We start from the raw sequence: 12,176 nt of genomic DNA, 5'->3' as shown, positions 1-12,176 counted from the left end.
GACCTACGAATCACGAACGGCAGTTGTAGGGGGGATAAGCGTTAGCGTCATCCACCACGTGACAAGCCCCGCGAATGCGGGGCTTCAGCTTTTACTTCATAATACGATCGTCAACGTACTTACGTTTATCCGGCGCTGGCGGGAAGTAGTGATACAACCAGGTTTCACTGATGGCATCACCCTGGCAGCGCAGGAACATGCGCATATCTACCGGGTCGGTGGAGTCGTCCGTTGGATACCAGTCGAACAAAATGCGATACCCGTCGAATGGCTCGACATACAGAATTTCAATTTGACGCGCTTCGCCGTTAGACAGGGTAATCACCGGCTCAATACCTTTCGGTGCCGCAGCTTTCAAATCCCCGCCAATGAAATCAATCGCAAAACGGCGCGACCATTTATCCGGGAAATGCTCGCCTGGCGCCCAACCTTCCGGGAAGCTGCCCATGCCGGTACGCGTTGCGTAAACACGCGCCAGCGGCGACTGGATTGGCGGTAAACCGCTCCAGTACAAACGGTATTTAAATTCCAGTTCGTCACCGGCTTTAACTGATTTTTCCGGTTGCCAGAAGCAGACGATATTATCGAGCGTTTCGCCGGTAGTCGGGATTTCCATCAGGCCGACGGTGCCCTTGCCCCACTTGTTCAGCGGCTCCACCCACAGGCTTGGACGCTTGTTATACCAGCCCATAATGTCCTGATAATTAGCAAACTCGTGGTCGAGTTGCAGCAGACCAAAACCTTTCGGGTTATTGTCGGTATAGGCGTTGTACTGCAATTTCTGCGGGTTATTGAGCGGCCGCGTCACCCACTCGCCGTTACCACGCCACATCGCCAGGCGATCGGAGTCATGAATTTGCGGGTGAATGGTGTCACACATGCGGCGTTCATTGGTGCCGCAAGCGAACATACTGGTCATCGGGGCGATACCCAATTGCTTAATATCTTCACGCGCATACAGGTGATTATCGACATCCATCACCACGCGCTGCGCCTCACAATTGATAGTAAATTTGTATGCCCCGGTGACACTGGCGCTGTCGAGCAGCGCGTAGACCACAAATTTGGTGTCGCCTGCTTTCGCCGTTTCAAACCAGAACGAAGTAAAGTCCGGGAACTCTTCGAGCTGATCGGTATAAGTGTTTACCGCAAGGCCACGTGCGGACAGACCATATTGGTATGTGTTATCAACCGCACGGAAGTAGCTCGCGCCGAGGAATGAAACCACGTCACGGCGCGCCAGTTCCGGTGCTTTAAACGCTTTAAAACCCGCAAAGCCAAGATCAATCTGACCTTCGAGTTGTTTGGTATCAACACCTGCGTCGTTGTAGTTAAACAGCTCAGGGCGGAAGTGAATTTCACGCGCCTGATGGCTTGCTGCATCTACGGAGAACATGCGTACACGGCGGCGGAACCCCATGCCAACATGGAAGAACTGCACGTCAAGTTGGCGGTTTTCGATGTTGTTCCACAGCGAGTGTTCAGCATCATACTGAATCGCGTTGTAAGCCTGTGGAGTCAAGTTTGCCAGCGTATCCGGCAGCGGACGCGGTTTGCCAACCCACGGTTGCTTCGACAGGTCATGAGCCATGGACTGAAGCACAGAGAAATCGAATTCAGTGGTGCGACCATCGGCAATTTCAGACTCGCTCGCATAGGCTGCGCGCGAGAAGAGCGTGGCAATTGAAGTAGTGCCGCTGACTGCGGCGAGAGCCATTGAGGCTTTGATAAAACGTCTGCGGTTCATGCCTGAAAAATTGTCCTTCATTGTCGATGTGTTTCACCCCACGAGAGGCAGAACAGCGGCAAAATCTAGACCGCACACTCTAGACAAAAATCACTGAAAAACCAATCAGAGACACAGACCTTTACGCAATATTTGTAGGGGGGAGTTTGTAGGGTGGATAAGCGTATGCATCATCCACCCCATTGTCGGGTGGCGCTACGCTTATCCGACCTAATAACGGCTTGGTGTCTGCCTATTTGACGGCGACATCAATACCCGGGAAATATTTCTTCGCAAGCGCAGTAATCGTGCCGTCAGCACGCACTTTGTCGATAGCCGCATCAAGCTGTTTCTTGGTGGCTTCATCGCCTTTACGCAGACCGTAGCCGATACCGCTTCCCAGAATTGTATCGTCGCTCACCGGCTTGCCGATAAAACCAAAACCTTTGCCCTGTGGCTTGCTCAGGAAGCCCGCCTGACCTGCGGCCGACATCACCAGCGAGGCATCAATACGGCCATTGAGCAAATCACCCCACGCCATATTTTGGTCTTTGTAAGAAACCACCGTCACACCGTGTTTTTCCCAATGCTCTTTCGCATAAGTTTCCTGAATGGAACCTTGCAGAACGCCGATGGTTTTGCCTTTCAGCCCTGTGGGAGTGGCTTCCATACCGCTGTCCGCTTTCCCGACCAGTTGTGACGGAATACGGTAAATTGGCTGGGTAAAATCAATGCTCTTACGGCGCTGCTCGGTGATGTTCATGGCGGAGTTAATCGCATCGAATTTCTTCGCCATCAGCCCTGGGATCAGCGCATCAAAAGATGTCTCGACCCATGAGCATTTCAGGCTCGCCGCTTTACAAATCGCGTTGCCTAAATCGATATCAAACCCTTCAAGTTCGCCCGCCGAATTACGGCTTTCAAATGGCGGATACTCGGCTTCCACGCCGTAGCGCAACTCGCTTGCCGCAGATACCGCGAAAGAAGCGCACATCCCAACCAACAAACTTAACGCATAAACTTTTTTCATTATGACCTCGTATCAGCGTGGCTTAACCTGGCAAAGTGCCTGAGCACCCGCACGTAACGTAGCTTCATCTTTCGCAAATGACAAACGAATCAATTTGTTGTCTGTCCCATCGGTATAAAACGCGGAGAGCGGAATCGTCGCCACGCCGTATTGGGTGATTAAACGCTTCACCATTTCACTGTCAGATTCATCACTGAAATGATCGAACTTCGCCAGCAGGAAGAATGAGCCAGCACTTGGCAACAGTTTAAACGGTGAGTCCACCAGCAATGATTGCATTAAATCGCGTTTGCGCTGGTAAAACGCCGCCAGCGATAAATAGGTTTCCGGGTTCGCCATATATTCAGCAAACGCATACTGCATCGGTGTATCCGCTGAGAACATCAGGAACTGATGCACTTTGCAGATTTCATTCATCAGTTCAGCCGGAGCCAGGCAGTAACCTACGCGCCAGCCGGTCACGTGGAACGTTTTGCCGAATGACGAAACAATCACGCTGCGCTCGGCCAGCGCCGGATGCGTCGCCATGCCGTGATGGTGCTCGCCATCAAACACGATGTGTTCGTACACTTCATCGGAAAGAATAATGATGTCAGTGTTGCGCGTCAGTTCCGCCAGCATATCCAGATCGTGGGCGCTGAACACCTGCCCGCTTGGGTTGTGTGGCGTGTTGATGATAATCATGCGGGTGCGCGGAGTAATGGCAGCACGCACTTCATCCCAGTCGACGGTGAAATCTGGCAGCGCCAGTTTCAACGCCACGGGTGTCGCGCCTTGCAGGCGAACAATTGGCGCGTAGCTATCAAACGATGGCTCGAAATAAATCACTTCATCGCCCGGATGCACTAACCCGCTGATCGCCGAATAAAGCCCTTCGCTGGCGCTGGCGGTAATTAAGATTTCATCGTCAACGTCATAATGAGAGCCGTAAAGCGTGGCGACCTTTTCTGCGATCAGCGTTTTTAACGGCCTGAAACCGGTCATTGATGCGTACTGGTTATGATTATCCTGCATCGCTTTGGTCACACCGGCGATAAGTTTGGGGTCCGGTGCAAAATTTGGTGCGCCCTGAGAAAGGTTGATGGCGTTATGTTGCGCCGAGAGTTGGCCGATAACGGTAAAAATGGTGGTTCCAACATCCGGTAATTTTGAACGAAATTGCACCGGGGTTTGCATAGTCATGGCCGCTCCTGTGAATGCGCGATTTGCATAACTATTCAAACTGTAACAGGTTGCGACCACAACCGAATTGTTGTCATAATAGCCATGCAAAAAATTCATGGCTCAGCGGAGAGTAACCAGACATGCGGCGCAATTTTCCCCTTAATACGGTTGATGCTTTTCTGGTGACGGCCAAGCATCTCAATCTCACTCGCGCGGCGAAAGAACTCTGCCTGACGCAAGGTGCCGTGAGTCGTAAAATTTCCACCCTTGAAGAGTGGTTGGGTTTTTCCCTGTTTGACCGCCATGCCAGGGGGTTGCATCTTACGCCGCAAGGCAGCGCCCTGCTCCCTGAGTTACAGCAAGCGTTCGAGCATCTGCTGAATGTGGCGAGCGATGCCGCTCACAAGCCAAGCATTATCCGCCTGAAAGCGCCGACCTGCGCCATGCGCTGGCTGGTGCCTAAACTGGTGCAACTGGAAAGCGTGTCGCCGGATATCCAGGTGGCATTGACCACGACGGTGGAACATGGCGTGAACTTTAATAACGAACCCTTTGATGCGGCGATTACTTTTGGTAAGCCTTCCGCCAGCGGCACGTTGCTGTTTGAGGAGCGCCTTACGCCGGTGATAAGCCAGCATTTATTACCTGAAAACACGTTAACGCCTGAGGATCTAAGCCGTTATACCTTCCTGCACCCGACGCGCGATCGCACGGACTGGTCGCTATGGTTTGCCCAGAACGTGGCTCATCCGCCTGTTATGAATAAAAATCAACACTTCGACACCATGGACTTAGCCATCAGCGCCGCCATTCAGGGTTTTGGCATTGCGATTGCCGATTCCACGCTGGTGGCGGAGGATTTGCATCGTGGAAGGTTGGTGCAGCCGTTCGCGGGCAGCGTGAAGACGGGGGCGTGTTATTGCCTGGCGCTGCGGCCAGGGGAGGAAAGCCACGCGGGGCTTGAGGCGTTTAAGCGGGGGTTATTGGCGGTAAGTTAGCTGGCAGTTAAGCGATCTATCTATATCGACGTGGTGATTTTCCGTTCACCAGAACGTTATTCGATCCCATAAATTCCAGTGCACGGTGAACGTGTCAAGAAGAGAACGCCCTCTCCTTGACAATCCTGGCGCCCGGCAAATCAATCGCCGCTGCGCGGTAAACACCGTTTTTCACCCAACATTCGCGGCCGTTCGCGACTCGTTCCCGACGATCGCTCTCTCACGTGGCTCCCGGCCACGTGACCCCGAATGAAGGGTGAAAAACGGTGCGATTGAAGCCGGGGACAAGGTCAAAACCAGCTCGGTGTGGTCTTTCGGTTTTGACGTTGACCTTGGGTTCCGGCTTCAATCGCCTCCATTTTGACTCCAGGTGGCCGGGTCCAGCCGTCAGGAACGGCTGGAGGGCGCGATCGTCTGGAACGAATCGCAACCGACCCGGACACGGAGGCAAAATAGAGGTTTACCGCTTGCGGCGATTGATTTGCCGGACGACGGGGTCGCCAGGGGGATGTCGTTATCCACCTGGCACGTTCACCGTTCGCAGATTTATGAAGGATCGAATAACCTTCAGGTGAACGGAACACCACCGTTCTCGGCATAGACATGCCCCCATTTCTGTTACCCCCGTAACATATTCCCTACATCTCCATTGCAAGGAATAGATTCACACGCATGATGTCGCCAGACTCCCCTTATTGAGCAGAACGATGATTGCCGTTGCTTTAGTTGATGACCATGTGGTGGTGCGCTCTGGATTTGCGCAGTTACTCAGCCTTGAAAACGATATCAAAATCGTGGGCCAATACAGCTGCGCCGCCGAAGCATTTCCTGCGTTGATAAAAAACCAGCCCGATGTCGCGGTGCTTGATGTTGCGATGCCGGACGAAAATGGGCTGAGTTTGCTTAAACGCCTGCGCCAGCAGCGTCCAGGATTTCGCGCCATCATTCTGAGCATTTATGACACCACCGCCTTTGTGCAAAGCGCGCTCGACGCCGGGGCCAGCGGTTATCTGACCAAACGCTGCGGCCCGGAAGAGTTAGTGCAGGCGGTGCGTACCGTCGGGATGGGCGGGCATTATTTGTGTGCTGATGCCCTGCGAGCGTTGCGCCATGCGGGCCAGCCCGCCAAAGTGCTGGAAGTTCTCACGCCGCGCGAGCATGAAGTCTTCGATCTCCTGGTCAAAGGCGAAAGCGTGAAACACATCGCGGAGCAACTCAACCTGAGCCACAAAACAGTGCATGTTCATCGCGCTAATATCCTCGGCAAACTGCAATGCGAAAGCACTATCGACCTGGTGCATTTTGCCCTCGAACACCAACTGTTAGCCGGGCACTAAATGTCTCGTTTGTGGCGTCATCTGCTGTTATCGCTGTTTATTGTTTTCGCCTGGGGTTTGACCTGGCTTGCACTCTGGACGATCAGTTTTTATCTCACCGATAACGGTCAGCAAGCCACGCTGTTGCTACCGCAAGGCGTGCATCTGGCACTGCTGATTCTGCTGCATCGCCGCTATTGGCCGGCGCTGTTTATTCCGGTGCTGGGCCTGCTCGGCGGGCTTTGGCAACAGCAATTAATGACCGAACCGGTAATGCTACTCTCGCCTTTCCTCAGCGCCGTCCCCGCTCTGGTTGTTCAACATTACTGGCACCGTTACACGCTTTACTGGCAGCGACTTTCACTGTTAATGGCGGCGATTACCAGCGATGCGCTACTGCACACATTAGTGCTGACACCTTTTCTTTCGAGCACTCCATCTCAAACGCTGCTGGCGGCGTTTACCGGCGGCGTGGTACTGACGCCCTTCGTCTATTTGATTTATGAATATCTGCGTCAGCAACACCTGGAAAGCCTGCTGGCGCAGGAAACGCCGAATCCGCCGCTTCGCACTTCATTGCTCATCTGGTGCAGCCTGTTTTTTATTATCGGCGTCGGCGCACAAATGGTAGTGTCGCCAGAAATCGAGCGGCTGTTGTTGATTGTGGTGTTTTTGCCTAACGTGGTGATGGCCTACAAATTTGGCTGGCAAGGCGGAGTGCTGGCCGCCCTTCTCGGCAGCATGATGATTACCATCGCCCGGCAAATTGGCAGCGGCTTTAACGGCCTGATGGAGATGGAACTGTTCCTTTCAACGCAGGCGCTTTTGGGGATTGGGCTGGGGATTGCGATAAGCCGCCAGCAGCATCTAGCCAATAATCTGCACCGTTATCGCCAACGCCTTGAGATTGAGTTGCAGGCGCGGCGCGAGCTAATGGAACAACTGGTGCACACCGAAGAGGACACGCGCAAAGACCTGGCGCGTGAGCTGCACGACGAAATTGGCCAGAATATTACTGCGATTCAAATTCAGTCGATGCTGGTGAAACGCACCGCCAGCGGCGATGCCACGGTACTCGCCGCCGAGCAAATCAACCAGCTTGCCCAACGAATCCACCACTCGACTCGCCACCTGTTGCGCCAGCTTCGCCCGCCGGTTTTAGACGAAATTTCTCTCGATAAAGCGCTGCATCACTTGATGCAGGAGTTCGCCTTTGCCGAGCGCGGAATTACTTGCCGTTTTCACTACGATTTACCCGGCCAGCCGACCAGCGACCCGGTGGTGTTTACGCTCTACCGTCTGGTGCAGGAACTGTTGAACAACATCTTCAAGCACGCCGATGCCAGCCTGATTGAAATCTCTTTAACTCAACAACCACAAGGCGTGCGCCTGGAAGTCAAAGACGATGGGATTGGTTTTAGCGGCACTACCCATAACGGCCACGGTTTGCAGGGAATTGCCGAGAGGATCCACGCCTTAGGCGGAGATTTGCAGCTCGAAAGCCAGTCCGGTACACGTGTAATTGTTAACCTGCCCACACTTTTTGAACAAAAACAGGGATAACCAGGAATAATTCCTGGTTGGCTAAAACCTTGTCTCATCCCCTTTCTTTCAGCGTTTTCTATAGTCATTTCAACCCGGAGGGCGAGCATGATTTCCGAGCAAACTATCGGTCGTGATTACCGTTACTGGCGCCCACGTTTGCTGCTGTCGATGGTCGTGGGATACGCCGCATTTTATCTGACGCGCAAAAGCGTCAGCTTCGTGCTCCCGGCAATGCAGGTCGATCTGGCGTTAAGTAAAGGCGATATCGGCTTATTAGGCACGCTGTTTTATCTCTCCTACGGCCTGTCGAAATTTGCAGCAGGATTGTGGCACGACCGCCAGGGCGCTCGCTGGTTTATGGGCGCGGGATTACTGGCAACCGGAGTACTGAACATTCTTTTTGCCTTCGGCACAAACCTGCCGATGTTGCTGATTATCTGGACCTTGAACGGCTTCTTCCAGGGTTGGGGATGGCCGCCATGCGCGAGGTTGTTGACGCACTGGTATTCGCGTAACGAACGCGGTTTCTGGTGGGGCTGCTGGAATACCTCTATTAACCTCGGTGGCGCTGCCGTTCCGCTGATTTCCGCGCTGATGGCGCTGTGGTTCGGCTGGCAGGCGTCGTTGTTTGTTTCGGGTGCCATCGGCATCGTGATTGGCATTTGGCTGTGTCGCAGCTTAACCGGCACGCCGCAAGAGTTGGGATTACCCCCGGTCGGCGTCTGGCGACATGACCCGCTGGAAATGCGCCAGCAACAGCTCAGTCCGCCGATGCCGCAGTGGCAAATGTTTCGCAGCACGGTGTTGCAAAACCCGATGATCTGGCTACTCGGCGTGAGTTACGTGTTGGTTTATCTGATTCGTATCGCGCTCAACGACTGGGGCAACATCTGGCTTTATGAAAGCCACGGCGTGAATTTACTCAGCGCCAACGCCACGGTGATGCTGTTCGAAATGGGTGGATTGTTGGGCGCACTGTTTGCTGGATGGGGTTCAGATTTGCTGTTTCGCGGCCAGCGCGGGCCGATGATTTTACTGTTCGCACTCGGGCTGTTTGTCTCGGTTGCCGCCCTGTGGTTATCGCCGGTTCACCACTACGCGCTGCTGGCGGTGTGCTTTTTTTCCATCGGCTTTTTTGTCTTTGGCCCGCAGATGTTGATTGGCCTTGCCGCCGTGGAATGTAGCCATAAACAGGCGGCGGGTAGCGTCACGGGATTCTTAGGTTTATTTGCCTATCTGGGTGCGGCACTGGCGGGATGGCCGCTGTCGCAAGTGATTGAGCGTTACGGCTGGTCCGGGATGTTCGCGTTATTAACCGTGGCCGCCGCACTGATTGGATTTTTGCTGATGCCCCTGCTCATGGCGGGCATCAGCGCGCAAGACAGGAGTGTTGGTGCCATGGACCCGGCAGTGACCTTACCTCAGGACCCTTTATCTCAGGACAAATAGGATAATAATATGAAACTGACCGTGCTCTCTTCTCTGGTTGCTGCGGGTGTGGCGTTGGCTACCCTGTCCGGTGCCGCGCAGGCCAAAGGCCGTCTGGTGGTGTATTGCAGCGCCACCAACGAAATGTGTGAAACCGAAACCAAAGCCTTCGGCGAAAAATACGATGTAAAAACCTCGTTTATCCGCAACGGTTCTGGCAGCACGCTGGCGAAAGTCGATGCCGAGAAGAAAAACCCGCAGGCCGATGTGTGGTACGGCGGCACGCTGGACCCACAATCTCAGGCGGGGGAAATGGATCTTCTGGAGCCGTACAAGTCAGCCAATCTTGCGCAAATTATGCCGAAGTTCCAGGACCCGGCTAAACGCAAAGGCAACTATTCCTCGGCGGTGTACATCGGCATTCTCGGTTTTGGCGTCAACACCCAGCGCCTGAAAGAGAAGAACCTGCCGGTGCCGAAGTGCTGGAAAGATCTGACCAACCCAATCTATAAAGGCGAAATCCAGGTTGCTGACCCGCAAAGCTCAGGCACCGCCTATACCGCGCTGGCGACATTTGCCCAACTGTGGGGCGAAGATCAGGCGTTCGATTACCTGAAAAAACTCAACGGCAATATTTCCCAGTACACCAAATCGGGTATCGCCCCGGCGCGTAACGCCGCCCGCGGTGAAACCGCCATCGGCATTGGCTTCCTGCACGATTACTCGCTGGAAAAAGAGAACGGCGCGCCGCTGGAGTTGATTTCCCCATGCGAAGGCACCGGCTATGAAATCGGCGGTGTCAGCATTCTGAAAGGCGCACGCAACATGGACAACGCCAAACTGTTCGTTGACTGGGTGCTGTCCAAAGAAGCGCAGGAACTCTCCTGGAAAAAAGGCAAGTCTTACCAAATTCTGACCAACACCACGGCTGAAAGCTCCCCGCTGTCGCTCAAGCTCGATGACCTGAAACTGATCAACTACGACATGGATAAATACGGTGCGACCGACATGCGTAAAGCGCTGATCAATAAATGGGTTAGCGAAGTGAAAATGGGTAACTAACCCATCAACAGGTGACATTGTCACGTCACCTGTTCCTCTTTTTTCTTTCGGCCGATGAGGCACTTATGTCTGAAACTTTACTTTTGCGTACGCAGCGATTGCGGGACGCTATTCTCTGGTGGGTGGCGCTTTGCTGGCTGGCTTTCGCCCTGTTGCCAAGCTGGAGCCTGGATTACGGCCTGTTTGAATCGACCCGCGAAGAACTGATCGCGGCTTATAGCTGGTCGGGCATCAATATTAGCCTGCTGTGGTACGTTTTGCCTTCGCTGTTGCTGCTGCGCCCGTTCAATGAACTGGGGCCAGAAAAGCGCCAGCGCCACTACTTTGACGCCGGTTGGGCATTGTTTTGCATGGCGTTTGTGGTCATCAGCGCAACCATAACCGAGCGCGGTATGGGCTACGCCACTATCGTGCTGTTTATCGCCCTCGGCATGGTGATCACACTCGCCTTGACCCGCCTCGAATGGCTGGGTGGCGACAGCTTTGTGATTGGTTCGCTGGTGACGATTGTGGCGCTGATTGGCGTGTTTATCGTCTGGCCGAGTGTCGCCATTTTCATTCCGATGTTTACCAATGATGCCGGGGAATTTGCCCCGCTGGCGTTTATGGCGGTACTCAGCCAGGCGCATATCATTCAGGTGATTATCAACTCCATCGCGCTGTCGATTGCGGTGGGGATCGGCTGTACGTTCTTCGGTCTGGTGCTGGCGATCTACACCACTCGCATCGCCAAACGCAGCGCGATTATTGGCCGTATCTTCTCGATACTGCCGATCGTCACGCCGCCATTTGTGGTCGGGCTGGGCGTCACGTTGATGATGGGGCGCTCGGGTTATGTGACTGAGTTGATGGTGGACTGGTTCGGGCTGACCAACACCAACTGGCTGTACGGTTTTACCGGCATCTGGCTGGCGCAGGTTCTGGCCTTCACGCCGATGGCCTTTATGATCCTCGACGGCGCGATTAAAACTATTCACCCGTCGCTGGAAGAAGCCTCTTATACCCTGCGTGCGACGCGCTGGAAAACGTTCAAAGGGGTGTTTTTACCGCTGCTGAAACCGGCGCTGGCAAACGCCTTTTTAATTGTGATTGTGCAATCGCTGGCGGACTTCAGTAACCCGCTGGTGTTAGGCGGCAACTTCGACGTGCTCGCCACGCAAATCTACTTTTACATCACCGGTTCGCAGCTTGATTACCAGGCCGCCAGCACGCTAGGCGCGTTCCTGTTGCTGTTCTCGCTGCTGGTATTCTGCATCCAGTACATGTGGATTGGAAAACGTTCCTACGTCACCGTTTCCGGTAAATCCAACCGTGGCGATGTACAGCCGTTACCTGTGACGCTGGTGTGGGCGGTGGTCGCGTTATTAGCGGTGTGGATTGCCTTTAACGCCCTGCTCTATGGCAGCATTTTCTACGGCAGTTTCACCGTCAACTGGGGCGTGGATTACACGCTGACCTTCGATAACTTCATCAAGCTGTTTGGCCAGGGAATGAGCGATGGCGCATGGCCTTCACTGCTCGACACCCTGCTGTACGCCGGAATTGCCGCGCCCATCACCGCTTTCTTCGGCTTGTTGATCGCCTGGATTGTGGTGCGCCAGCAGTTCCGCGGCAAAAAGACTATCGAGTTCACCACCATGCTGTGCTTTGCCGTTCCAGGCACCGTGGCGGGCGTTTCGTATATCCTGGCATTTAACAGCGCCCCGGTTTACCTGACCGGAACGGCGGCGATTGTGATTATGTCGATGGTGATGCGTAACGTACCGGTGGGGATTCGTGCCGGTATTGCCGGGCTTGGGCAAATCGACAAATCACTCGACGAGGCCTCGTTGAGCCTGCGTGCCGGGTCGATGCGCACCATTATCAACATTCTGCTGCCGCTGCTGCGCCCGGCGATTTTATCCGCG

At 54.2% G+C, this 12,176-nt stretch carries 9 protein-coding genes; 6 read left to right on the top strand and 3 right to left on the bottom strand.

What is annotated here, in order from left to right; all coding sequences use genetic code 11:
- Positions 1 to 91 precede the first annotated feature (91 nt).
- From GBAG_RS08805 to GBAG_RS08795, 3 genes are all read right to left on the bottom strand, one after another.
- Complete coding sequence (locus GBAG_RS08805; protein WP_034495130.1) at positions 92 to 1,747, bottom strand: glucan biosynthesis protein D; 1,656 nt, start codon at positions 1,745 to 1,747, stop codon at positions 92 to 94.
- A 232-nt stretch (positions 1,748 to 1,979) separates the two neighbouring features.
- On the bottom strand, positions 1,980 to 2,756 hold the full coding sequence (locus GBAG_RS08800) for a transporter substrate-binding domain-containing protein (RefSeq protein ID WP_034495128.1): 777 nt from the start codon (positions 2,754 to 2,756) through the stop codon (positions 1,980 to 1,982).
- Between the two features lie 12 nt (positions 2,757 to 2,768).
- On the bottom strand, positions 2,769 to 3,938 hold the full coding sequence (locus GBAG_RS08795; protein ID WP_034495126.1) for a pyridoxal phosphate-dependent aminotransferase: 1,170 nt from the start codon (positions 3,936 to 3,938) through the stop codon (positions 2,769 to 2,771).
- 122 nt (positions 3,939 to 4,060) lie between these two features.
- On the opposite strand from GBAG_RS08795, the gene GBAG_RS08790 reads away from it, so the two are divergent.
- From GBAG_RS08790 to GBAG_RS08765, 6 genes are all read left to right on the top strand, one after another.
- Positions 4,061 to 4,918 carry a LysR substrate-binding domain-containing protein gene (locus GBAG_RS08790; protein ID WP_034495124.1) on the top strand — a complete coding sequence of 286 codons (858 nt, stop codon included), beginning with the start codon at positions 4,061 to 4,063 and terminating at the stop codon, positions 4,916 to 4,918.
- A gap of 707 nt (positions 4,919 to 5,625) precedes the next feature.
- A complete protein-coding gene (locus GBAG_RS08785; RefSeq protein WP_034495122.1) occupies positions 5,626 to 6,255 on the top strand; it encodes a response regulator transcription factor in 630 nt (209 codons plus the stop codon).
- Positions 6,256 to 7,797 carry an MASE1 domain-containing sensor histidine kinase gene (locus GBAG_RS08780; protein WP_034495120.1) on the top strand — a complete coding sequence of 514 codons (1,542 nt, stop codon included), beginning with the start codon at positions 6,256 to 6,258 and terminating at the stop codon, positions 7,795 to 7,797.
- Between the two features lie 87 nt (positions 7,798 to 7,884).
- Positions 7,885 to 9,228 (top strand): MFS transporter family glucose-6-phosphate receptor UhpC, encoded by a 1,344-nt coding sequence (gene uhpC, locus GBAG_RS08775; RefSeq protein ID WP_034495118.1) that lies wholly within the window; start codon positions 7,885 to 7,887, stop codon positions 9,226 to 9,228.
- Between the two features lie 9 nt (positions 9,229 to 9,237).
- Positions 9,238 to 10,269: an ABC transporter substrate-binding protein gene (locus GBAG_RS08770; RefSeq protein WP_034495116.1), complete on the top strand. Its 1,032-nt coding sequence runs from the start codon at positions 9,238 to 9,240 to the stop codon at positions 10,267 to 10,269.
- 65 nt (positions 10,270 to 10,334) lie between these two features.
- Positions 10,335 to 12,176 (top strand): ABC transporter permease (locus GBAG_RS08765; protein WP_034495114.1); only part of this gene is annotated, 1,842 nt, incomplete at its 3' end.

It is taken from the genome of Buttiauxella agrestis ATCC 33320, from assembly GCF_000735355.1.
Classification (GTDB): domain Bacteria; phylum Pseudomonadota; class Gammaproteobacteria; order Enterobacterales; family Enterobacteriaceae; genus Buttiauxella; species Buttiauxella agrestis.
The sequence above is the reverse complement of the archived record's forward strand: the minus strand, read 5'-3'. Positions and strand labels throughout refer to the sequence as shown.

Bases quoted from the DNA above. Each gene is read 5' to 3' on its own strand.
- GBAG_RS08795 (WP_034495126.1), bottom strand. From the start codon at position 3,938: ATGACTATGCAAACCCCGGTGCAATTTCGTTCAAAATTACCGGATGTT.
- GBAG_RS08785 (WP_034495122.1), top strand. From the start codon at position 5,626: ATGATTGCCGTTGCTTTAGTTGATGACCATGTGGTGGTGCGCTCTGGA.
- uhpC (WP_034495118.1), top strand. From the start codon at position 7,885: ATGATTTCCGAGCAAACTATCGGTCGTGATTACCGTTACTGGCGCCCA.
- GBAG_RS08780 (WP_034495120.1), top strand. From the start codon at position 6,256: ATGTCTCGTTTGTGGCGTCATCTGCTGTTATCGCTGTTTATTGTTTTC.
- GBAG_RS08800 (WP_034495128.1), bottom strand. From the start codon at position 2,756: ATGAAAAAAGTTTATGCGTTAAGTTTGTTGGTTGGGATGTGCGCTTCT.
- GBAG_RS08805 (WP_034495130.1), bottom strand. From the start codon at position 1,747: ATGAACCGCAGACGTTTTATCAAAGCCTCAATGGCTCTCGCCGCAGTC.
- GBAG_RS08770 (WP_034495116.1), top strand. From the start codon at position 9,238: ATGAAACTGACCGTGCTCTCTTCTCTGGTTGCTGCGGGTGTGGCGTTG.
- GBAG_RS08790 (WP_034495124.1), top strand. From the start codon at position 4,061: ATGCGGCGCAATTTTCCCCTTAATACGGTTGATGCTTTTCTGGTGACG.